This window comes from Holtiella tumoricola (assembly GCF_027857615.1).
Classification (GTDB): Bacteria; Bacillota; Clostridia; order Lachnospirales; family Cellulosilyticaceae; genus Holtiella; species Holtiella tumoricola.
Genome location: NZ_JAQIFT010000016.1, coordinates 371,735 through 395,209, shown reverse-complemented (window position 1 = coordinate 395,209; position 23,475 = coordinate 371,735). Strand labels below are relative to the sequence as shown.

18 protein-coding genes are annotated in these 23,475 nt (G+C 32.1%); 15 read left to right on the top strand and 3 right to left on the bottom strand.

What is annotated here, in order from left to right:
- From PBV87_RS05290 to PBV87_RS05265, 6 genes are all read left to right on the top strand, one after another.
- A partial coding sequence (locus PBV87_RS05290) for a YhgE/Pip family protein (protein WP_271011404.1) occupies positions 1 to 1,690 on the top strand: 1,690 nt, incomplete at its 5' end.
- 157 nt (positions 1,691 to 1,847) lie between these two features.
- Entirely contained in the window at positions 1,848 to 3,578 is a 1,731-nt protein-coding gene (locus tag PBV87_RS05285) for an FUSC family protein (RefSeq protein WP_271011403.1), read from the top strand.
- A 127-nt stretch (positions 3,579 to 3,705) separates the two neighbouring features.
- A complete protein-coding gene (locus tag PBV87_RS05280) occupies positions 3,706 to 4,377 on the top strand; it encodes a sortase (protein WP_271011402.1) in 672 nt (223 codons plus the stop codon).
- Positions 4,378 to 4,497: 120 nt separating this feature from the next.
- Entirely contained in the window at positions 4,498 to 6,252 is a 1,755-nt protein-coding gene (locus tag PBV87_RS05275; RefSeq protein WP_271011401.1) for a metallophosphoesterase, read from the top strand.
- A gap of 54 nt (positions 6,253 to 6,306) precedes the next feature.
- Positions 6,307 to 7,443 (top strand): YibE/F family protein, encoded by a 1,137-nt coding sequence (locus PBV87_RS05270; RefSeq protein ID WP_271011400.1) that lies wholly within the window; start codon positions 6,307 to 6,309, stop codon positions 7,441 to 7,443.
- Between the two features lie 314 nt (positions 7,444 to 7,757).
- Positions 7,758 to 9,353, top strand: coding sequence for a GGDEF domain-containing protein (locus PBV87_RS05265; RefSeq protein WP_271011399.1), 1,596 nt, complete (start codon positions 7,758 to 7,760; stop codon positions 9,351 to 9,353).
- 79 nt (positions 9,354 to 9,432) lie between these two features.
- Here PBV87_RS05265 and PBV87_RS05260 read toward each other — a convergent pair whose 3' ends face one another.
- Positions 9,433 to 10,125: a Crp/Fnr family transcriptional regulator gene (locus PBV87_RS05260; protein WP_271011398.1), complete on the bottom strand. Its 693-nt coding sequence runs from the start codon at positions 10,123 to 10,125 to the stop codon at positions 9,433 to 9,435.
- A gap of 161 nt (positions 10,126 to 10,286) precedes the next feature.
- Between PBV87_RS05260 and PBV87_RS05255 the strand changes: the two genes are divergently transcribed.
- Positions 10,287 to 11,732, top strand: a complete 1,446-nt coding sequence (locus PBV87_RS05255) for an SLC13 family permease (RefSeq protein WP_271011397.1) — start codon at positions 10,287 to 10,289, stop codon at positions 11,730 to 11,732.
- 99 nt (positions 11,733 to 11,831) lie between these two features.
- Here the strand turns inward: PBV87_RS05255 and PBV87_RS05250 are convergent, their stop codons facing one another.
- Positions 11,832 to 12,497: a GntR family transcriptional regulator gene (locus tag PBV87_RS05250; RefSeq protein ID WP_053984464.1), complete on the bottom strand. Its 666-nt coding sequence runs from the start codon at positions 12,495 to 12,497 to the stop codon at positions 11,832 to 11,834.
- 185 nt (positions 12,498 to 12,682) lie between these two features.
- On the opposite strand from PBV87_RS05250, the gene PBV87_RS05245 reads away from it, so the two are divergent.
- The 6 genes from PBV87_RS05245 (at position 12,683) to PBV87_RS05220 (ending at position 19,827) form a co-directional block, all read left to right on the top strand.
- Positions 12,683 to 13,807 carry an ABC transporter ATP-binding protein gene (locus tag PBV87_RS05245; RefSeq protein WP_271011396.1) on the top strand — a complete coding sequence of 375 codons (1,125 nt, stop codon included), beginning with the start codon at positions 12,683 to 12,685 and terminating at the stop codon, positions 13,805 to 13,807.
- Positions 13,808 to 15,385, top strand: a complete 1,578-nt coding sequence (locus PBV87_RS05240) for an ABC transporter permease/substrate-binding protein (RefSeq protein ID WP_271011395.1) — start codon at positions 13,808 to 13,810, stop codon at positions 15,383 to 15,385. It begins immediately after the preceding gene.
- Between the two features lie 458 nt (positions 15,386 to 15,843).
- On the top strand, positions 15,844 to 16,062 hold the full coding sequence (locus tag PBV87_RS05235; RefSeq protein WP_053984461.1) for a DUF5348 domain-containing protein: 219 nt from the start codon (positions 15,844 to 15,846) through the stop codon (positions 16,060 to 16,062).
- Positions 16,063 to 16,202: 140 nt separating this feature from the next.
- The gene (locus PBV87_RS05230) at positions 16,203 to 16,871 is read left to right on the top strand and encodes a sigma factor (protein WP_271011394.1); all 669 of its coding nucleotides are present in this window, start codon (positions 16,203 to 16,205) and stop codon (positions 16,869 to 16,871) included.
- A gap of 7 nt (positions 16,872 to 16,878) precedes the next feature.
- Positions 16,879 to 18,087: an anti-sigma factor domain-containing protein gene (locus PBV87_RS05225; RefSeq protein WP_271011393.1), complete on the top strand. Its 1,209-nt coding sequence runs from the start codon at positions 16,879 to 16,881 to the stop codon at positions 18,085 to 18,087.
- 114 nt (positions 18,088 to 18,201) lie between these two features.
- Complete coding sequence (locus PBV87_RS05220) at positions 18,202 to 19,827, top strand: CehA/McbA family metallohydrolase domain-containing protein (RefSeq protein WP_271011392.1); 1,626 nt, start codon at positions 18,202 to 18,204, stop codon at positions 19,825 to 19,827.
- 69 nt (positions 19,828 to 19,896) lie between these two features.
- On the opposite strand, the gene PBV87_RS05215 is transcribed toward PBV87_RS05220, so the two are convergent.
- A complete protein-coding gene (locus PBV87_RS05215; protein ID WP_271011391.1) occupies positions 19,897 to 21,057 on the bottom strand; it encodes a sensor histidine kinase in 1,161 nt (386 codons plus the stop codon).
- Between the two features lie 176 nt (positions 21,058 to 21,233).
- Between PBV87_RS05215 and PBV87_RS05210 the strand changes: the two genes are divergently transcribed.
- Both PBV87_RS05210 and PBV87_RS05205 read left to right on the top strand, forming a co-directional pair.
- On the top strand, positions 21,234 to 21,413 hold the full coding sequence (locus tag PBV87_RS05210; protein WP_053984456.1) for a (2Fe-2S)-binding protein: 180 nt from the start codon (positions 21,234 to 21,236) through the stop codon (positions 21,411 to 21,413).
- 198 nt (positions 21,414 to 21,611) lie between these two features.
- Entirely contained in the window at positions 21,612 to 23,378 is a 1,767-nt protein-coding gene (locus PBV87_RS05205; protein WP_271011390.1) for a helicase-related protein, read from the top strand.
- Positions 23,379 to 23,475: the final 97 nt, after the last annotated feature.

The following is a 23,475-nucleotide window of genomic DNA, read 5'->3' as shown; positions in this document are numbered from 1 at the left end:
AGACAGTAATACCGGAGGAGGCAGTAATACTGGAGAAGACAGTAATACTGTAGGAGATAGCAATACAGATAGTGATAACAATGTAAGTGGCGATTTGGTAGATGGTGTCAATGAAAGTTTAGCTTTAGTACGTGAAGCTAAAGAAGATATAAGTAATAATGAAGAATTTTTAGGTGATACGAGATATGCTTTAGATGATATGGAAAGAAGCCTAAATGCAATAAATGCAGCTCCCAATAACCCAGATCGAGTAGAAGAAAACCTAAATAATCTAAGAGCTGAAAGTAGAAATTTAAGTAATACAATAGGGAATCTTCGCGTGCAGTTAAATATGTTAACTGACAATATTACAGGTAAGTTAACAGCAGCAGAACAACTTATGCGTGAAGTAGGAGCGGGTACAAATGGCATCAAAAATATTGTAGTCAGTGTATCTGAAGGTGCTCAAGTTAAAATAGATAAAATGCTTGTAAATATTGACAAGGTACAAGATAAAGTAGAAGAAATTTCAAAGAAAATGACAAAAGCTTCTCATAAAGAGTCTGAAAAGATTCAAGATAAGTTAGGAACTACAAGTAAGAACTTAGCTGAGTTAGAACGACGACTTGGTGAACTAGGAAATGTTATAGAAGATAAAGTGGTATTAGAAGAAATGTTACAAAATATTTCTCAGCTTACTTATAATATTCAAGCTTCCTTAGAACACACTATTGACTTATTAGATTCAGATTTAATTGCTAAGCTTAAAGAGCAAATAAACAGTGTCTCTGGATTTGTAGGAGATGTGACTGTATTACTTGATAATGTTAGAAATGAATTAGATTACTTAAGAGACTTTGGTACCCGTTTACAAGATAAGAGTGAAGTATTTGTTGATGATATTAATGAAGTTAAGGGACATATACCAAATGTTGAAGATAGCATTAATAAAATAGTAGATAAGTTAAAAGAACTTGATGAAAAGGTAGATATTAGAGAATTAATCAATGAACTTACAGGAGATAACAGTAATAAGAGTGATTTCTTAGCAGCGCCTGTTATTCTTAATACACATAAGCTTTATCCAATGGCAAACTATGGTGCAAGTATGACACCATTCTATACAACACTTTGCCTATGGGTAGGTGCATTATTACTTTGTGCACTATTAAGTACAAAAGCGAAAAATGCAGATTTTGAATATACACCGGTACAAGAATACTTTGGGAAATATCTCTTATTCACTACATTAGCCATACTACAAGGCTTTATTGCAGGTCTTGGTGATATAGTGGTACTAGGGGTAGAGGCACAGCATCCAGTATTATTTGTATGCTTGGCTATGTTCTATAGTATGGTGTTTACAGCTATTGTGTATACACTTGTGTCTCTCTTTGGAAATGTTGGTAAAGCAATAGGCGTTATTTTATTAGTATTACAGATTGCAGGATCTGGAGGTACATTCCCTATCCAAGTTACACCAGAATTCTTCCAAAGAATTCATGACCTCTTACCATTTACGTATGGTATTAGTGGGATGAGGGAAGCTGTTGCAGGCGTTTACTCCCCTACACTTGTAGCAGATATGATTGTACTTGCATTTTTCTTTGTTTTATCCTTATTTATGGGTGCATTATTAAAGAAAAAAGCCAACGCTTTCTTACAGCGATTCTCTAAACAATTAGGAAAATCAGGTGTAATAGAACATTAGAATAAGTAACTAATAAACCCTCATAGCTAGAAAAACTAGGTATGGGGGTTTTTAAACTAGAGGTTTAATGATAGATTAAAAAGTTTTTTATAACGAATAAGCTATATGTTTTCAAACCACACTAAGGAGTAAAATACAAAAAGTGGGAAGGAACAAGATGTTACAACAGTGGAAAGTAAAAGAAAAGATTAATTATAGAGATGTTTTTAGAAAAGGCACTGTGGGTCTAATCATTACTTTTATAGCAGGTCTTTTGTTTGGAAAAGAAAATATGATGATTGCTTTCGTCATTGTACTAGGTGCTAACATCTATGAAAAAGAAAACTTACGTGTTAAGACCGTACAAAAGATTTTGCGTCTGCTTGTACGAGATGTAATTATTGTATGTATGGCCTTTATAGCAAGCCAAAATATGTGGTGGGGTATTCCACTTAACCTAATAGCTATATTTATCATTATCTTTAGTTTAGTATCACCATATGATCAAATTTCTTATAAAACTTTTATGATGCTTTATGTCTTTTGCCAATATAGTTATATTACTTTAAGCGAACTTCCTGGTCGACTTTTTTTAGTTGTTTTCGCAATGGGATGTGTACTTATAAGTAGCCTTGTTTACCAATTGCGTAATAAGGCTCTTTTAGATTCTAATATTGGTAAGGGATGGGAGATGATTGATGAACAACTTCACAATATTTTAGAAAGACGTTTTGACCATGCATTAAGTGTAGCCTGTAGAACGGCAATGAATGAGGTTGCCCATACAATCTATAGAACAGGTTACAGGCGCTACTTTACAACTCAGCAAGGAAAAATACAGTTTCATTTTTATATGAATATTAGTTATTTTAATGTTCTATTAGAAAGTATTGATAGAGAGTACGCTAGAGGAGAGTTTGGAAAGAGGCAACTTTTAGCATTAATCAGTATTACAGAAACTATTAATAGATATTTTAAGTATGAGATTAAAAGAGATGAAATTATACAAGTACTTAAGAATGCTGTAGAGCTAGGGCCAATTCATTATGGCTTTGGAGCAGAAGTTATGGAAATTTTAGAAGCCTTATATAAGAACTTTGTAGAGTTAGATGAAATAGATTATAAAAAGAAAAATACAGTATATGGAGAATGGGAAAGAACGAGTCTAAATCAACTCTATGACGACTTCCAAAATGCACTTAATCCTAAGAGTATGCGTGTTAACTTTGCAGTACGACTTGCTATTATCTTGACCATTACGTTATTACTCGCACATCAATTAGGATTTTATAAAATTATTTGGGCAATTATCCCTATTATGTCTACAACAAGGCCTTACTATGAGGATACTATGCAACGTAAGTCGGATAGGGTGAAAAGTAATTTACTTGCCTGCCTTATCGTTGGAGTGATTATTAATATTGTTGATATCGAATGGATATCAGCACTTCTAGTTGTATTAGGGTTTTATGGGGTATACACATTTAAGGACTATTATCGTATGTCTTTCTTCTTAACAGTTATTTCGATGTGTCTATCCTCTTTCGGTACAGGTATAAATAGTCTAATCTTTTATAGATTAATCTATTTATTGGTAGGAATAGGGATTGTTGAACTTAGTGCAAGGGTTAAACCTTTCAAATTGAAAGATGGTATCAATGAACTGGTTGAGAAAATAGATAGACTTAATACTAAGTTAGAAAAAGAAGCACTTAGAAGCCTAAAGCATGAAGAAAACACTCATATTATCCGAGAAACAATCATTCATTCTGCCCTTCTTGGTCAACATTTATCTATACACAATAAAGTTTATAAGGATGAAAAGATAACAAAGTTAGTAGAAGACAATGCAGAATTTGTGATTAGATTAGGTCATCAGCTTTTAACACAAAGTGAAAGTAGAAGATAAGATAAAATGATATGGAGTATAGTCTAGAGTAAGAATAGAGCTATACTCTGTATTTTTGTATAGTTTTCTGATATAGTATAAAATTAGATATAATTAGAGTAAGGAATAGGTAAAGGAAATAAAGAATATGAATACAGGTAAGAAGTTATTAGGGATAGGATGCATTGCAGTGTTGATGGTATGTGGTTCTAGAAATTTAGAAACCAGGCAACAAAAAGTAGCTGCACAAGCACTTATAGACAATGAAGTAGAAAAAGATAATATAGTAGAGGTAGTGGAGCCTGTTGAACAAGAGTTAGAGGCTGAAGAGCTAGTAGCTTTTACGTTACCTTATGATCAACTTTTTATCACACCAACAAGGCAGGCATATGAAACAGAAACGATGCAATTGAAAATTCCTGTATTGGAGATAGATGAACCTGTCTATGATAAAACAGATGAGGATACATTAAAGAATGGTCCATGCTTATATGAATATGCACAATTGCCAAGTGAAGAAGGAGCAAATGTAAGTATTGCTTCACATCGTATTAAAAAAAGAGGAGGCTTTCTAGATATTGATCAGTTGAAGGAAGGGGATCTTCTATATCTTATATATGAGAATACAATTTATAAATACATATATGATACAACCCAAATGGTAGAAGAAAATGACTGGAGCGTTGTTTATCGTAAAGAAGGTCTATGTGTTACATTAACAAGTTGTGAGCCAGCGTTTAATCCAACTCATCGAATAGTAGTAACAGCGAAGTTATTAGAGACGTTACCTTATGATACAGAATATGTTTTTGAATATTAAAATTATGTTAAATGAGTTAAGGGTCCGTTAATTGCCTTGAAGTAAACACTGGGATGATTATAATAGGTTTTAGATAAAACGTATTATACAGATAAAGTGGTGCAAATACCGGGAGGCAATATGAGAAACTTAAAAACTAGAAAAAGACTAATCGCGTTCGCTTTAGTAACAGCAATGCTTGGAGGTGGAGCGGTTAATACATTTGCAGCAAGCAATGATGCTTGGACAGAAGCAACACAAACAGAAGCAGCTAAAAATGGTGCATGGGAACAATGGTGTAATGAATGGGAAAATATTAAAAATGATTGGACGCAAATGTCTTTAACACCAGGGAAAAATGAAACAGAACTTAACTTTGGTTGGTACAGCAAAATTGGGGATGCACAACTAAAGATTAAAATAGGTCAAAAAGCAGACTTAAGTGATGCAAAAGAGTTAAAGGTTACTACAACTTCAGCAGTTGAAGGGCATGAATCAAATAAAGCAATAGCAAAAGATTTAAAACCAAATTCAACTTACTACTATAGTTATACAAAAAATGGTGTATGGACAGAAGCTATTTCTTATAAAGCTCAAAATCCACAACAATTTAGCTTTATCTATGTAGGGGATCCACAAATTGGTTCTTCAAGTGGAAATGCAGCAACAGGCAGTGAAGAAGAACAAGGTCAAGATTTAGCAACAAGAAATGATAGCTTCAACTGGAGTAATACAATTAATAGTGCTTTAGCAATTCGTCCAAATGCAAGTTTTGTCCTATCAGCTGGGGATCAAATCCAAACAAGAGATAAGAAAAACAAAGATCCTCTTTACACAGGAAATGAAATTGAATATGCAGGTTACTTAAGTGCAGATGCTCTTAAATCTCTTCCAGTAGCAACAACTGTAGGGAACCATGACGCATTAAGCAGTAACTATACATATCACTTCAACAATCCAAATGCAAGTGATTTAGGCTTTACTCATGCAGGTGGAGATTACTACTTCTCTTACGGGGAAGCACTTTTTATTAATCTTAATACAAACAACTTAAATGTTGCAGAGCATCAAGCTTTTATTGAACAAGCTGTTAAAGAAAGTTCAGATACATCATGGCGTATTGTAACACTTCACCAAGATATTTATGGTTCTGGCGAACATTCGAATGAGCCAGAAATCGTTAACCTTCGTTATAGCTTAATTCCAATCTTTGAAGCCAATAATATTGATGTGGTTTTAACAGGGCATGACCATACGTATTCAAGAACTTTCCTTTTAGAAGGTGGGAAGTTAGATCAAAGTACTATGATTACAGAAGATGAATTTGATGCATACTTTGAAGGCGAAGTTGCTATTGATGATAAATACACTAACTATTTAGCAAGTGTTGAAGATGCTAAAGCGGTAAATGTAACGAATGCAAGTGGAGAAGTAGTGGATCCACAGGGAATTTTATATATGACTGCAAACTCATCAACAGGTAGTAAATACTATGGATTAGTAGAAAAGCAACAAGCATATGTAGCGGCTAGATGGCAAGAAAATGTGCCAACATTCTCTATTGTAGATATTACAAAAGACCGTTTTACAATTGATACTTACCGTACAGATACAATGGAAAAGATTGATAATACATTCTCCATTGTAAAAACACAAGCATCTAAAAAGGCAATAGCAACAGACAATAAGGCGAACAATGTATCAACAGTAAGTGGTACTGTAGCAGAGACAGCGGCGGCTGGTAATGAAGTTATATTTGTAGAAAAAGCTGAAGATGAAAAATTACCACAAACAGGTTATAGAGTAAGTGATTTATTACTTAGCTTAGTATCTATCCTTGGAATAGGTGCATTAGGTGTAATCTTTGTAAATAAAAAGAAAAGTGTAAGCAAATAAAGCATAAAATAAAACATGAAGGGGATGTTGCGAAACATTCCCTTTGTTTATGGGATGGACGAAGGAGATAGGATGAAGTATAGACAGTGGATTGTAGGTGTATTGATTATTATATTTGCTCTTTTTTTATATCAATTTAATCAAGCTGAAAAGGTAGAGTTATCTAATACATCAGGAAGAACATTTGAAAAGGCAAAGGTTGTTGAGGTTGTAAAAGATAATTTACAAGAAGATGGCTCCAGAATGGGGCAACAAATTGTAAAGCTTAAACTTCTAACAGGGGATAAAAAGGGAGATATTGTAGAAGCCACAAGTTTTTCAGGTTACTTATATGGCGCAGACTGTACAGTAGGCTTACGTGTTATTGCACAAGTAAGTGTATATCAAGATATAGTAGTGGCTTCAGTCTATAATTATGATAGAGAAAATATGCTGTATTTGATTGTGGTATTATTCATAGGAAGTATTTGGATTATTGGAGGACGCAGAGGGCTGAACTCTGTAATGGGATTAATTTTTACTTTTATATGTATTATTTTTCTTTATATACCTATGTTATATAAAGGTTATTCACCATTTTGGTCAGCGGTTATCGTTGTTATTTTAACCACAATAGTCAGCCTGTACTTAATAGGAGGTACAACGTATAAAACTTTATCGGCAATATTAGGAACGATAGGAGGTGTAGTAATAGCAGGCGTATTTGCTACACTCTTTGGAGCACTGACCCATATTTCAGGTAATAATGTAGGGGATATTGAAGAATTGGTGTTTATCAGTAGTGTGACAGATTTACAGGTATCAGGATTATTGTTTTCAGGTATACTTATTTCTTCTTTAGGCGCTGTTATGGATGTAAGTATGTCTATTGCTTCGACTATACAAGAGATTTATATTCAAAATCCTATATTAGATAGGAAAGAACTTTTTAAATCAGGGATGCGTGTAGGAAGAGATATGATGGGAACCATGTCTAATACACTTATCCTTGCCTTTACAGGTGGCTCTATTAATACATTGATCTTTATTTATGCCTATAGTATGCAGTATCACCAAGTAATGAATATGTACGATATAGGTATTGAAATCTTACAAGGAGTCACAGGAAGTTTGGGTGTTATTCTAACAGTACCAATGGTATCCTTAATTGCAGCTTGTTTGATTCCAAAAGAAAAACAAGAGAGTATCTAAATAAAAGTAGCAAGGTGGATCACAAATAAGTGATGGACCTTGCTACTTTTTTATATAACATTTTTATTTAAGATGTATTTGTTATATAGGTAGTATTAGAGCTACTTGATTTTTATCCATTCTATAGACCTTCTTTCTATGAAAGATACATTACTTAACTACAATAATATAAATATAGAGATGAAGTGATAGGACTTTGGATTTATAGAAGATTATTTTAAAAGATAATAATTATTATGGACTATTTACTCATTAAGGTATATAATTTTTTATTGCGATTAACGATAGGCAATTCCACCTAGGGAGAACAATAAATGAATAAAAAATATCTTAAATATATAGGTATCAATATTATAATATTAGCAATTATTGTAGGCGCTTTTGAAGTTAAAATAAGGATAAATCAATTCCAAGATGAGAAGATTTTGGCTAAGGAGACAGCATATTTGTCACTAGCTACAAAAGAGGAAAGAGTTCAAGAAAGAGAACGATTAATTGGCTTACTAAATGAATTAGTCTATATAGGTGAAGAGAGTAAGGCTAGGCTTTTAAATCAAATATCTCTGATTTATTTTCAAGACTATGAATATAATATAGGCTTAGAATATGCAGTGCAATCACTTAAAGTATCAGAGCATAATAAAGATAAGTTTAGGATAGCTAAAAGTCTTATAGATATAGCCAATGTATGTGCTGAACTTGGAGGGACAGAATTTGCGGAAAATCTTATTGTACAAGCGTTAGAAATGCCGATTACAGACCCAATTAAAGATGCAAGAGTGAAAGAGTATGGTTATATTAATTTAGCAGATATTTATTCTAAAGTTAATAGAAGTGATGAAGCTATTGAATGTATCAATAAATCCTATGAGTTTGTAAATAGGAATGACAATGAATATGAAATGAAAATGTTGATAAGAAAAATAGTAACATCAAGAGCACTTTTTTATCAGGAGAAGGTAGAAGAAACAAAGAGAATCTTAGATGAAATACAACTTGACATAGAAAAGAATACAGATATTTCCAATTTGCTTATACCTTACTTAGGGATGAGAATTAAAGTTGACTTATATGAAGGTTATTTAGATGAAGCGTTGGATATGGGATATAGGCTTTTTGAAATTTGTGAACAAGAAGGAGCTACAGATATTCAAATTAATCATATGACACATATTATAGAACAAATTCACTCGCTTTATGTAGAAGAAGATCAAGAAGAGACAAAAGAAATATTAGATAATCTAGAAAAGATATTGCTTAGAAAATATGATGAACTTATAAAAAGCAAAAATGAAAAAACAGTAAAGTTTATTCTAAGTAGATATGAAGATAATTTTAGATACTTAGAATATGCAGATAGACTGCGTACTAACATGTTTAAAAATATTATTATAGGTATTGTAGCGGTTGTTGCAACAGGTATTATAGGGGTTATTCTTAAACGTTTAGCTAGACAAAATGCAAGAGATAGTTTAACGCAAATTTATAATAGAGGTAAATTTGATGAAACCTACAAGAAAATGTTAGATAAGAAGGGCTTGATAGGTATTTTGGTTATTGATATTGATTATTTTAAAATGATTAATGATAACTATGGACATGCCTATGGCGATCATGTCTTAAAGACAGTTGCACAGCTGTTAGAAAAAAACTTGATACCTGGAACACAAGTCTTTAGATATGGTGGAGAGGAATTTTGTATATTAAGTAGAAATGTGGATCACAATAAAATAATACAACTAGGGCATGAGTTAAGAGAGAAAGTAGAAGCCCTCAGATGGGATCAATCATTAAATGTAACCATAAGTATAGGTATTAGTTTTAATGATAAAGCGCAAAATTTATTTAAAAGTGCAGATGAAAAAATGTATCAATCCAAACAAAAGGGTAGAAATCGTGTAACGTATTAAGAGTATAAAATAATTAGAAAGCCCCCTATATTTTCGATTAAAATATAGGGGGCTTTTTTTATAACAGGAGGTCTTAGAGTTATAATATAATATTTTCAGAACCTTGATTAGCAGGACTTGCCATAGTAGTCAATGTTTTTATATCTTCAATAATTGTATTATGACCGGATTTTGTAATAAGGCCAAGTTGTTTGAAGTTAGCCATAATACGCGAAACAGTAACATAATGAACGCCCAGGTATTTAGCCATTTCTACATAAGTAAAGTGTTTATCGACGATATAAGCGCCGTTTTTATAAATAGCTAACTCAATGAGAAGATGGGCAAGACGCTCAGTTGTATCACATTCTTTAGAAGAATGTAGATGGTTGAGGATAGAGAGATAATGATTAGATAAGGAAAAATTAAAATAGCGAGCAATTTCTATATTAGAATCCATAAGCTCAGCAACTTTATTGAAACTCAATCTAGAAATAGTGCAATCTGTTTTAGCATAGACATGATAATTAACAGTATGGTGAATAGGTTGGTCTTGTTTGCTTTCAACAGCATGAAAACGTACACATCCGATAATATCACCTTCTTGAAAGTAATAATAAATAATTTCTTTACCACATTTGGTATAGCGAATGAGTGCACAGATACCATCTAGAAGACAATAAACAGAATTAGTACCATAGCTTTCTGTTGTAAAGCAATGTCCTTTAGGGATTTCCATAATTGTACCGCTTGAATAAAGTTGCTTAAAGCATTCCTTGGATAATGAACTCATGATGTATGCTCCTTAGTTGAAAAATATCGGACTTTATAAATAAATTATATCAAATATAATCTATAAAAGTATAGCATATGCTATATTTCTCTTGTTGTAAGAGTGTTATATTTATAACAAAGAAATGTTATAAATATAACAAACAAGGAAAGGGAAGAAATATGAGCAGTCAAAAGATAAAAAGTACTTATGGTTTACATGTAATAATCAGCGCAATCATTCTTTTAGTATTTTGGTTAATGCCACCTATTGCACCGGTAACGCCATTGGGGATGAGAATTCTAGGGATTTTGTTCAGTGTTATTTATGCATGGATGTTTATTGATACCATATGGCCTAGTTTAATCGGGATTATTTTACTAGGTATATCAGGTTACATGCCAGTTGATAAAGCTATTACTACAGCTTTAGGTAATCCGCTGGTAAATATGATTCTTTATATTATGATTTTAACAGGGGCTATCTCAGAAGCAGGACTTTGTGATTATGTTGCAAAGTGGTTCCTTACACGTAAAATCAATAATGGAAGACCTTGGGTATTTACAACAATGATTTTAGTAGCCTCTTATGTTTTAAGTGTAATGACTCTTGTAACCTCATCATTATTCTTATTGTATCCAATTCTTTATAGTATGTTTGAACAATTCAAACTAAAAAAGGAAGATGCGTACGTAAAGATTTTATTAATAAGTGTAGCAATGGCAGGGACACTTGGGTTTGCAACAACTCCTTATAAAGGAGCTTTGCCAGCCATGTTCAATAACTATGCAAATATAACTGGAACAAGCATCGACTACTTTCCATATATGGTAGTTGCAGTGATTCTTTCGTTGGTCTCTATTTTAGCCATGGTTGTTGTAATTAAATATATTTTAAGACCAGATATTTCAGCTATTAAAAATATTAATTATGAGCAACTTAATAAAGAGCCACTACAACCTCTTACAAAGAAACAAATGATTCTTCTTGGTGCATTAGTTTTCTATATGATATGGGTACTTATGCCATCTATTTTACCACAAGGTGTCGTGCGTGACTTCATGAATAATATGCAAAATGGTATAGCGATTTTACTTGTAGCACTTGGGTGCGCATTAAAAATAGAGGGAGAACCCATTATTCATTTTCAAAAGGTTATCTCTAAGTATGCAGCATGGTCAGTTATACTCATTGTAGCATCAGCTATTTGTATAGGAAATGCATTAACAGCAGAAGGCACGGGAATCATTCCATTACTCGAACAAATTACTCAACCTATTTTTGAAGGCAAGAGTATATTAGTCTTTACAATTTTAATGATTGTGATAAGCTTTGTACTTACAAATCTTTGCAACAACATGGTAATTGGTATGCTTATGATACCAATATTCTATCTCTTTACACAGCAAATGAATACATCAAGTTTACCAATTGCTATTCTTGTATTCTTTATCACGTGTATTGCAATGATTACACCATCAAGTTCACCAGTAGGTGCAATTTTGCATGGGAATAGCCAGTGGCTATCTGCCAAAGATATTTATAAGTATGCGACCGTATTTTGTATAGTTACATTACTTGTAACTATTATTGTAGGTTTACCAGTTGTAAGCCTCATTGTAGGATAATGTATTGAAAAGAGAACATAAAATATTTTAAGTTAGAATAGGATTAAAGACAAAAAGAGTAATAGATGCAATAAAAGGCATCTATTACTCTTTTTGTCTTTAATTACATGTATGTGGACCGAATTTTATAAAAGATTTAGCAACTTCAATATGTGTTTCATCACAGACGATATTAAGAATATCATTTGGTTGGAATACATGAAATGGACCTGGTGAGAGAATACGTTCATTTTGTTTAGTAATAGATACAATAGTAGCATGAGTATATTTGAAAAATTGAGTTTCACTAATGCTTTTACCAATTACAAAATCTTCCTCACTTAATGTTAATTTAATTGTATCAATATGATCACTTAAATCTTCAGGAGCATTTAAAGAGAGGGTGCGTTCGTATTTAAGGGTATATTCTAAAATTGTATTAAGGTGCAAATTAATTTGTAATTCTAACTCATTTTTTTGTTTTTGAAGATCGAGTATCTTTTGATGAAGTAAATTAATATTAATTTGTGTATCATACTTTTCAATAAACATATAAGCCATATCTTTAGACTTAATAACAATTCCACTTTTCTCATTTACTTCTACTACATCCATATCTCTTAAAAGAAAAATAGATTTTCTAATAGTTTCAGGAGATACGCTGTATTTGCTAGACAGGGTAGAACGGCCCTTGATTTTCTCACCTACAGCATAAGTATCATTCAAGATATTATGTGCGATATCAATAGCGATACTAGTATATCTAGGTATATTTGGTTTACTCATAAAAATTCCTCTTTTAAATTATATATATTTATTTATAAGTAGTATAGCATATTTTGTGGAGAATACTATAGGTGACGTATCTAAGAGCGGGAAATGATTTGACAAACTGACAACTTTAGATTAACATTAAATTGTTAAAACTGAAAACTTAACAAAAATATAAAGTTGTAAGAAGGGGGATATGAATGATAGAATTTATAGATGTATGTAAAAAGTACAAAGGAACAACGGTTATTGATGGATTTAATTTAAAAATTGAAAAAGGAAATATTGTTGCATTAATTGGTGAAAGTGGATCAGGAAAAACAACACTTCTTAAGATGATTAACAGATTAATAAAGTTATCTGAAGGACAAATACTCGTTAATGGGACAGATATAGGAACTTGGGATCCAATTGAATTAAGAAGAAAGATAGGATATGTAATTCAGCAACATGGTTTATTTCCACATATGACTATAAAAGAAAATATACAGATTATTCCTCAATTGTTGGGGAAGAGGGGAGAATTTTTAGAAGCTAAAACTAAAGCGTTATTAGAATTAGTAGGATTAGATCCAAAGATATTTATAGATAGATATCCAGCTCAGCTATCGGGAGGCCAGCAACAAAGAGTAGGAGTAGCTAGAGCTTTGATTACGGATCCAGAAATTATTTTAATGGATGAACCATTTTCTGCCCTAGACCCTATGACCAGGTCAGATTTACAAGATCAATTATTAAATATACAAGAAGAATTTAATAAGACAATTGTATTTGTAACTCATGACATGGATGAAGCCATTAAGTTGGCAGACAAAATATGTATTTTAAGAAATGGGAAGATTCTACAGTATGATACACCTGAAAATATATTAAAACATCCTAATGGAGAATATGTTGAGCAATTTATAGGAAAAGGAAAAATATGGAACAATCCAGCGCTTATAAAACCTATTGATGCCGCAATTGCAAATCCAGGTACCATTAGTAAAAAAAGAACAGTTCTACAGGCTATGGAAACTATGAGAGAAAAGAAAATAGATGGATTATTAGTGGTGGATAAAGATAAAGTTCTATTAGGCTATGTAGGTCTAAGTAAAATGAAGAAAATAGAACATGGGCAATTAACTATAGAACAAGTAATGAGTAGTGATGTTCCCACTATAGATGAGAACGGTACGCTAATAGATGTAGTAGATCAGTTTAGTAATACACAATTGGGGTATTTGGCTATTGTTGATGAGGAGGATAGATTGAAAGGACTTATTACAAGAAGTAGTTTGCTGTCACTGCTTGGTTCACAATTTATAGAAAAGGGAGATGAGTAGATGCAAGAATTTATAAATACATTAATTATGAAGAAAGAAGAGCTATTTTTATTATGTATAGAGCATATTCAACTAACAGCTGTTGCAATTATAATGAGTGTACTTATAGGTGTTTGTTTAGGGATTTTTATTACTAAAAATAAAAAAATGGCTAGCATAGTTATAGGAGTAGCGAATCTGATGCAATCTATACCTTCATTGGCGATTTTAGGTTTTCTAATACCCATAGTGGGTATTGGTGCAAAGCCAGCTATTATAATGGTTATTTTATACTCTATCTTACCAATTGTAAAAAATACGTATACTGCATTGATGAATATTAATCCTGATACTATAGAAGCAGCAAAAGGAATTGGAATGACACCTAGACAAATTTTAATAAAAATAAAAATTCCTTTGGCAATGCCAGTTATTATGGCTGGGGTTAGAATTGCATCTGTTACAGCTGTAGGGCTGATGACTATTGCGGCATTTGTTGGTGCAGGTGGTCTTGGTTATTTAGTATTTTCAGGAATTCAAACGGTTAACAATCATTTAATTTTATTAGGAGCTATACCAGCAGCTATTCTAGCATTACTTATGGATTATGTAATTGGAGTAATAGAAAAAAGTGTAACACCTAATGGAATTAAAGGAAGCAATGGAGAGTTGATTATTAAAAATTCAAAGAAAACTCCTAAAACCGTAATAGTAATATTAATAATTATAGGATTAAGTGTAGGAATACTAGGTAAGGTAAATTTTGTAAAAACAACAGGAAAAGATACAATAGTAATAGGTTCTAAAAACTTTACGGAACAACTTATAGTTGGTTCTATGTTAGCTTATCTGATTGAAGAAGAAACGGATTTGAATGTAGAGACTAAATTAAATTTAGGAGGTACCCAGGTAGCATTCGGAGCTCTAAAAAAGGGGGATATAGATCTCTATGTAGATTATACAGGGACGATGCTACTTAATGTATTAGGTGAAGAAAATATTTATAACACACCTGAAGAAATGTATACTAGAGTTAAAGAACAATATAGAGAGAAGTTTGGAATAGAAACTTTACCAACGTTAGGATTTAATAATACTTATACACTTGCAGTTAGACCAGATACTAAGGAAAAATATAATTTAAAAACTATATCAGATTTGAAAGCTATTGAGAAAGAGTTAATAGCAGGAACAACTATTGAATTTGCAAATAGAATAGATGGTTTAATAGGAGTTCAAGAAGTTTATGATTTAAATTTTAAAGAAGTTAAAGCAGTAGATGGTGCTTTAAGATATAGTGCTATTGATAGTGGAGAGAGTGATGTTATAGATGTCTTTAAAACGGATGGGCTAGTTGAAGAGTTTGATTTAGTAGTATTAGAAGATGACAAAAACTTTTTTGCTCCGTATTATGCAGTACCTTTAGTGAGAGAGGATACACTTATAAAATATCCTGAACTTGAAAAAGTCCTAGAGACCTTAACAGGTCAAATTACAGATCAGGATATGATGCAGCTTAACTATAGGGTAGATGTACAAGGAAAGGCACCAGAAAAGGTTGCACATGATTTCTTAGTAGAAAGAGGATATATTAAATAGATAGAAAAAGGACAGTTGTGTAGCGAACTCAATAGATTAGTTCACAACTGCCCTTTTTGCGTTTACACATTCAATTTAGAATAGCATGCTATTTCAATAATAATAGAGCTTTTTATGCTATAATAATTTAAAAATTATTTATAGAGTATATAATGCAAAGATACAAGTTAATAGTTAGATATACAAAAGTGAGAGGAATTCATAGAGGAGAGATTTGTCAAATATAATTATTTGAAAGTGAATAAGCAGTTTTGTTTAAATATGAAAAAGACTAAACATACTGTTTTTAGATAGATAATGAAAGAAGTTAGTGAAAGGACTTTGGCAAGAAGCTAAGAAACCTTGGTGAAAATAGTTCAGACAAGTTGTTATATAAGTTAAGAAATTTAGATATAGCCAAAAGGGCACTCTAGTATTATAATAGCTTTAGCTATTTATACTATAAATGAGGTGACAAAATGAAAGAAGGTATGCTTTTCAGAAATGATCAAGGGTACTTTGGGTTAGATCAAGAGACTTATTGGGTTGGTGGTGAAGATATTACTATTTTTGAAGAAGATGAACAAGAATGGTTAGAAGGAAAAGTTGAGGAAGATGAATTTGGAGAATACTATTTTACAGATGGTTTCTTAGTTATCTACCTATATGAAGGTCTGCCAGCAAGAGCAGACAAATAGAGCAAAGGCCTGAAGTACTCATGGAAGGGTATTTCAGGCTTTTTTATATATTTAAGAAAAAAGAGTACCAAATGACAAAATACGAAATGTATTTTATAGTATAAGGGAGATATTTTATTCTTGAAGAAGTGAGGAAGTTTATGCAGATCAATATTAGTGTACATAATAAAATTTATACTGATGCAGATGATTTGATTGAAGATTATATCCCCTTTATTGTTAAGGTTATATCCTCAATTACACATCGCTATGTATCTATAGAAAATGATGAAGAATTTAGTATTGGATTAAGTTCTTTTTATGAGGCCATTTGTAAATATGATGCTCATAAAGGAGACTTTCTTCCATTTGCTCAATTGGTTATTAGAAGTCGTCTTTTAAATTACTTAAATAGCGAAAAGAAGCATGCAATTTTGGATTCACTAGATACAGAACAAGCTATTAATATAGAACAATTAAAAGTGGAGTATTTAGAGACAACTTTAGATGGTGTAGATCTAGTAGCTGAAGAAGTGCAGGTGCTTACAACAGTTTTACAAGATTTTAAGTTTGATTTAGTTTCATTATGTACAGAAGCGCCTAAGCATGAAAAGACGCGTACGAATGCTATTGATATTAGCGAAAAAGTAAGTAAAGATCAACCTCTTGTAGATTTGATGTACCTAAAAAAACGGCTACCCATAACAAGGATTTCTCTTAAATACAATATTACTCAGAAAATCCTTAAAGGAAGTAAAAAATTTATTATTACGGTGATTATTATTTTTGATAAAAATCTTCGTAATCTAAAATTATGGATAAGAAAGTAGGTGTATTATGTTAAAAAAAGGTGTTATTATGTCTATTTTCTCATCCTATGCGGTTGTTATGGAAAAGGGAGGGCAATTCCATCGTATTCAATTAAAAGAAGATATGCAGGTTGGACAAGGAATCTTTTTTATAGATGAAGATATTATTACTTATACATCTCCGCGTATTTGTAAGCCAAGTACATTAGTCGCATTGGCAGCAGCTTTTCTTCTTGTACTCCTTCCTATTTTTTATACCATTCAGGTTCCAGTTGCAGTTGTATCATTGGATATCAATCCAAGTATTGAGCTTTTAATTAATAAACAAGGAGTAGTTAAGAAAATCATTGATAAAAATCAAGATAGTATGAAGTTAGAATTAAAAGGGTTAAAGGGACAGCCTTTAGAGCGTGCACTTAATACATTAAGTGAGGAGTTGGAACGCAAAGGGTTTAAATCAGTAGAAGACTTTATTCTTGTAAGCTATGCGGACTTAAAAGGCAACTCACTTGATCTAGGTGGACTTCTTTCAGTCTATATGGAAGAAAGCTTTAAAAATGCTCATATTGTTTACTTGCCTAGTGATAAACAAGTGTATACACTTTCACAAAAGGACTCAATAAGTCTAGGGCGCTATAGCGCAGGTATTTTGTTAGAGGAAAAATCAGAAGATGTTGATTTTAGAAATATGGATATACCAAGTCTAATCCAGTACATTGAAGAGATGGATGAGGAGAGTCAGACTGATGACTGGGATGATGAGAGAGATGATGTAGAGCATGATGTAGAAGAAGAAGATGATATAGAAAAAAATGATGTAGTTGATGCAATGAATAATCTTAATCATTTAGGTAATGGAGCAAGTACGAACATAAAAGATAAGATAAATAATCAGAATAAAGACAAGGATAAAGATAAAGAAGATGATGATAAGGAAGATGAAATAAAGGACAAGGATAAAGATAAAGAAGATGATGATAAGGAAGATGAAATAAAGGATAAGGATAAAGATAAAGAAGATAATGATAAGGAAGATGAAATAAAGGACAAGGATAAAGATAAAGAAGATGATGATAAGGAAGATGTAATAAAGGAAAAGGATAAAGATAAAGAAGATAATGACAAGGAAGATGTAATAAAAGACAAAGATAAAGAAGATGATGAGATAGAGGAAAAGGATAAAGATAATGGCAATGAAGAAGAAGAAGGTGATGATAGTAATGAAGAAGATGACTAAACTTTAACTTGTGCTTAACGTAAGTTTAACCTAATTCCTATAAATTCTTAACTTAGATATCATATTATACACCCAGACAAAATAAGACTAGAATGATTTACTGGAGGAATTAATATGACTAAAAATAGAAAGTTTGTTGTAGCAATGTCACTAGCAACAATGATGATTATGCAAGGCGCAGTGTCACTATTTGCAAAAGGTACAGATGGGCAATGGATGAGTGGAGAATATCATCTTCATACAACTCAATCCAAAGATGCAGGCGAGAAGGTTACACTAACAGAACATATACTAGATGCAGCATTTAAGGAGATTGATCTTGAAGCAGAAGGTTGGAGCAAGGCAGCAGCTTGGGAACTTCCAACACAAACAACAGATGCAGAGGGAGCAGCTTTTGATTACTTAGTACTTGCAGATCACTTAAGACCATCTTTTAGAAATCCAGATGGTAGGGCGCAAGATCTTGCATTTTATCAAGGTTTACAGCAACAGATTGCTAAGATCAAGGAACTTCAAGCAACAGGAAAATATGAAGGTAAATTAATCTTTACAGGATTTGAATGGGATATGCTAGGACTTGATCATGCTGCAGTAGGGATTGTTGCAGCGAACGAAGAAGAAATGATAGAGGGGATTAAAGCCTTTGAATATTTCTTTAGTAAAGAAACAAAAGATACTTATTTTACAAGTGAAGATGTAGAAAAATATGGTGAGCGCCATAATGAAAATACAAAAGAAAATACATTTAGAGCAGTACAATGGTTAAAAGATAACTATCCAAACAGCTATGTACTTATTAATCACCCTGCACGTAAAGATGGTGGAGAAGCAGAACTTAAAATAGAGGATATCCGTAAAATGAACGATATTGCGCCAAATATTGTATTTGGTTTTGAAGGTATTTTAGGAAATCAAATGTCTAATGATGGTAGAGGTGAAAGTAAAGAAGTATACGGTGGTGCAGATGGTATGTTAGCTGAAGTAGGTGGTATGTGGGATGCATTACTTGGAGAAGGAAGAAGATTCTTCACTTTTGCTAATTCAGATTTCCATTTTAAAGTGAGAAAAGATCCTACAGGTGGATCATATAGTGGATATTGGCCAGGCGAATACTCAAGAAACTACACATGGGTAGAAGGTGATACAATGAACGACCTTGCAGATGCTTTACGTTCAGGTAAATCATTTTCAGTCACAGGTGACTTAATTGATACTTTAGACTTTACTGCAAAGGGAAAAACAGAAAAAGTGGAGATGGGTAGTACCTTAAAAGTTCAAAAAGGTGAAGAAGTGACTATTACAGTTCGTTTCAAAAGTCCAGAGGTAAACAACTATCAAACTATTTTTGGAACAGATACAGAAACAACCAATAAGGTGGCTGTAGACCATATTGATCTTATTTCCGGTGAAGTAACAGGGAAAGTGAGTCAAAGTAGCAAAGACTACACAAATCCTACCAATGAAACTACAAGAGTCATTCAAACATTTACAAGTGAAGATTGGACTACAGATGAAGAAGGATATAATACGCTTACATTTACAGTAAAAGCTGATAAAGATCGTTATTACAGATTAAGAGGTACCAATTTAGACATAAATGTAGAAGGCCAAACTGATGAAATGGGGAATCCATTAAGAGATGAAGTAAAAGAAAGACCATCTGCAGATTCTATCAACGACCATAACTATTCAGATTTATGGTTCTACAGTAATCCTATTTTTGTTGATGTACAAGGTTAATACATATTGAGCATAATAAAAAGGCAAGATGTGTTTCTAATTAGAAACGCTTCTTGCCTTTTAAAATGTCTAAAAAGTATGATTGGGAACTTGGATCTTGAAAGAAGTACCATTTGTAGAATCACTATTAATAATAAGTTTTCCATCAAGTTCTGCAATACGTGTAGAGATATTACTAAGTCCATAAGATTTGTTGGCAATATGAAAAGTATCTAGATTATCTGGGACAGCAAAACCAATTCCATTATCCATTAAGTTAATATAAATAAAATCATTAGCAGTATAAATACGAAGTATGATTTGTGTAGCTTTGGAGTGTTTTTTTATATTATTAATCAGTTCTTGCATTATGCGATAGAGTGTTTTTTGCATATTAAGTGAAATCATATTGGAGTCAATATTATAGAAAAAACTGATGTTCATAGTTTCAATATCTAAAATAGAATAAATCATATTTTCTAATGCATCTTTAAAATCCATCTTCTCTAGAGGGGCAGGATTTAAGTCAAAAAGAATTTGGCGTACTTCTATAAGTGTTTGAGATAAATCTCTTTTTAAATTAGAAAGGAATTTTAGGCCTTGGTGCAAATCTTTGGTTATTACTGATTCACATATATCTATGTGCATTTTTGCACTAGCAATTTGTTGAGCGGGTCCATCATGTAAATCTCTTGCAATACGAAGTTTTTCGTTTTCGATACAAGTAATAAAGGAGATATATTGCTTAAAAGATCCATCTATACTATATTGATTATCAGTCTTATTTTCTTCATTAATAGTGATTAAGCTTGTCTGTAAATAAGATAGAGAAGCCATTAGTTGTCTTGCAACATTTTCGGCATTTTCAATAGTTGAGAGATTACGTTTAATATCTAATTCTAAGGAGTCACGTCGTCTTACTAAAGTGGACTCGGATTCCTCAGCTTTTAGAAGTTGAGCATGAATTTCACTAGCTTGTAGAAAAATAGCATGTAACTTTTTATGACCTTCAATAGAAAAATCTGAAGAAAGTACAGAGAGTTGGTTGCGTAATTGTCGATCTGCAAGTCTAAGTTTTTTTGTATATTGAAATAGGGAGGGGAGTTCTTTTTGTAGAGTAGTAAGTTCTTGTTTTTTTTGTTCATATTCAGTTTTTAAAGTTTCTGAAATAGAAAGAATAGAATTTTTATTTTCCATAAGTGTATCGATAGTTTTTTGTAGTATTTCTAATATATAATCATTATTTATCATTTAGTTCTCCTGATAGCTTGTAAAGGCAAATTTAAAGTGGGAAATATAATAACATGTAGATAAAAGATAGTCAAGAGATATACTATCAAAATTAGCAAATAATAAATATTTAATGTATAATACAATAAATATGTAATAAAATAAAGGAGAAATAAGATACTAATAGGAGGTTTAAAATGGCTAACGTATGTTTATGTAAAGGTGTTTCAGAAGAAACGATTATAAAAGCTATTAAAGAAGGTGCTATAACCTTTGAGGCAGTAGGTGAAAAAACAGGTGCTGGTACAGGTGTTTGTCATGGTGCAAGATGTAAACAAACGATTGAAAGATTAATTGAAGAACATAAACAAAAATAATAAATCAGATGAAAATAAAAAAAGGAGATTACTTAGGTAATCTCTTTTTTTATTGGAATACCTACGTCAATTAAGGAATATGTTTTAAGACAAGCAACTTTTTAAATATTGGGTTTAATTGATAGAACTATTTATAAATAAAAAGCATATATAAGTTTAAAATAATCTTTATAAGGACAATGAACAGGGGTTGTTTTTATGAAAAAGAACAAGCAGGCAGACAAGGAATTTAAAATTCTAAAACAACAATTAGGTCAAATTAAAGAAATTGTGGCATATACAAGAGTTTCTCAGCTTTGGAGCCATGAAGCAGCAGTCCGTAAAAAATTAAAAGTTCTAGGGCAGATGAGGGGCAGTGGTATAAAAGAAATTGATGATATTTATGAAGGTTATAGAGAACTTTTAGATGATCTTTCAGAAAGATTACTACAAGATTATAATGTGAAAAATAAGCAAGATTATAAGCTTGCTGAAATCATAGCAGATAATCCGGAAGGGTATTTGAATTCAGGCATTATTACAATTCTGATGAAGACCCATATTCCTAAAAAAGTTGCAAAAGCTTTTGAAACACATTTTCCAGCCAATCCAAAGGATGAATATGTACTGACACGTACCATTAAGAGAAAAGTATATCTTCATTTAGGAGAGACAAATACAGGTAAAACTTATCATGCTCTACAAAGGCTTATGGAAAGTAAAAAAGGTATTTATCTTGCACCACTTCGTATATTAGCGTTAGAGATTTATGAACGCCTTAATGATGAGGGGGTAAAGTGCAATTTGCTTACTGGTGAAGAAGAGATTGACGTTGAAGGTGCAAATCATATTAGTTCAACAATTGAAAAGCTGCATATAGAAGAACGATATGATGTAGCTGTTATAGATGAGATTCAGATGATAGGAGATGCTCAGCGTGGTGCAGCATGGACAAGAGCATTACTTGGATTACAATGTAAAGAACTGCATGTATGTGGTGCAAAAAATGCTGAAGCAATCCTTGTTAAAATACTAGAAGATTGTCTAGATGATATAGAAATTAAGACTTATGTAAGAAATGTACCCCTTGAAGTGGAAGAACAGTATTTTGATTTGCAAGGGGTTATGCCAGGAGATGCCCTTATTACTTTTTCTAAAAAACGTGTATTAGAACTTGCCAAAAGATATAAAGATCGTGGAATGAAGACCAGTATCATTTATGGAGATTTGCCACCAGAAGTGAGGAAGCTTCAGTATCAAGACTTTATTAGCAAAACAAATCAGCTCTTAGTTTCAACAGATGCTATAGGCATGGGTGTTAATTTACCTATTAGACGCATTGTATTTATGGATATTAAGAAGTTTGACGGTGATGAAGTTAGGTATTTAACTTCTCAGGAGGTCAAACAAATAGCAGGAAGAGCAGGGCGAAAAGGCATTTATGAAGTAGGTTATGTCAGTGCATCATGTGGTAGAAATGCTTTTGTTAAGGAGAGAATACAATGCGAAGATGAACCAATACGAGAGGCTGTTATTGGTCCGAGTGAGGCTTTGCTTAAAATAGAAGAGTTACCACTTAAGGAAAAGTTAGCACTATGGGCAACGAGAGAGGAAAAGTCAAATCTTTATGGTAAGATGGATGTAAGGGATTATTTGATTATATTAGAGTTAGTCAAAAAATATCAACTTAGTGAACGTAAACAGTGGCGGCTTATGAAATTACCTTTTGATGTGGGCAATGAAGCATTATGTGATACTTTCCTTGATTTTGTAGAAGAGTATTTTATTAGAAAGGAGACATCACTTACAAAACCATCAGAGGGCGAAAGAGGCCTTAATTCTTTAGAAACTTATTATCAGAAAGTAAATCTTTATTATTCCTTTTCAAAAAGTTTTAAGCTAGATTTTGATGAAAAATGGGTATACGAAGAGCGTAGACGAATTAGTGAAAAAATTAATCAATTACTAGTAAATATAAGAATATGACTAAAGTCATACGAAGAAGGTGACTTTTAACACTAAAATAAGAAAGCTGATTTCTTTATACTTAACTTATAAATAAATTGATTTTAAATAGAAGTTA

What these genes read in the sequence shown, in the direction of transcription:
- PBV87_RS05285 (WP_271011403.1), top strand. Translation starts at nt 1,848, where the DNA reads ATGTTACAACAGTGGAAAGTAAAAGAAAAGATTAATTATAGAGATGTT.
- PBV87_RS05280 (WP_271011402.1), top strand. Translation starts at nt 3,706, where the DNA reads ATGAATACAGGTAAGAAGTTATTAGGGATAGGATGCATTGCAGTGTTG.
- PBV87_RS05275 (WP_271011401.1), top strand. Translation starts at nt 4,498, where the DNA reads ATGAGAAACTTAAAAACTAGAAAAAGACTAATCGCGTTCGCTTTAGTA.
- PBV87_RS05270 (WP_271011400.1), top strand. Translation starts at nt 6,307, where the DNA reads ATGGACGAAGGAGATAGGATGAAGTATAGACAGTGGATTGTAGGTGTA.
- PBV87_RS05265 (WP_271011399.1), top strand. Translation starts at nt 7,758, where the DNA reads ATGAATAAAAAATATCTTAAATATATAGGTATCAATATTATAATATTA.
- PBV87_RS05260 (WP_271011398.1), bottom strand. Translation starts at nt 10,125, where the DNA reads ATGAGTTCATTATCCAAGGAATGCTTTAAGCAACTTTATTCAAGCGGT.
- PBV87_RS05255 (WP_271011397.1), top strand. Translation starts at nt 10,287, where the DNA reads ATGAGCAGTCAAAAGATAAAAAGTACTTATGGTTTACATGTAATAATC.
- PBV87_RS05250 (WP_053984464.1), bottom strand. Translation starts at nt 12,497, where the DNA reads ATGAGTAAACCAAATATACCTAGATATACTAGTATCGCTATTGATATC.
- PBV87_RS05245 (WP_271011396.1), top strand. Translation starts at nt 12,683, where the DNA reads ATGATAGAATTTATAGATGTATGTAAAAAGTACAAAGGAACAACGGTT.
- PBV87_RS05240 (WP_271011395.1), top strand. Translation starts at nt 13,808, where the DNA reads ATGCAAGAATTTATAAATACATTAATTATGAAGAAAGAAGAGCTATTT.
- PBV87_RS05235 (WP_053984461.1), top strand. Translation starts at nt 15,844, where the DNA reads ATGAAAGAAGGTATGCTTTTCAGAAATGATCAAGGGTACTTTGGGTTA.
- PBV87_RS05230 (WP_271011394.1), top strand. Translation starts at nt 16,203, where the DNA reads ATGCAGATCAATATTAGTGTACATAATAAAATTTATACTGATGCAGAT.
- PBV87_RS05225 (WP_271011393.1), top strand. Translation starts at nt 16,879, where the DNA reads ATGTTAAAAAAAGGTGTTATTATGTCTATTTTCTCATCCTATGCGGTT.
- PBV87_RS05220 (WP_271011392.1), top strand. Translation starts at nt 18,202, where the DNA reads ATGACTAAAAATAGAAAGTTTGTTGTAGCAATGTCACTAGCAACAATG.
- PBV87_RS05215 (WP_271011391.1), bottom strand. Translation starts at nt 21,057, where the DNA reads ATGATAAATAATGATTATATATTAGAAATACTACAAAAAACTATCGAT.
- PBV87_RS05210 (WP_053984456.1), top strand. Translation starts at nt 21,234, where the DNA reads ATGGCTAACGTATGTTTATGTAAAGGTGTTTCAGAAGAAACGATTATA.
- PBV87_RS05205 (WP_271011390.1), top strand. Translation starts at nt 21,612, where the DNA reads ATGAAAAAGAACAAGCAGGCAGACAAGGAATTTAAAATTCTAAAACAA.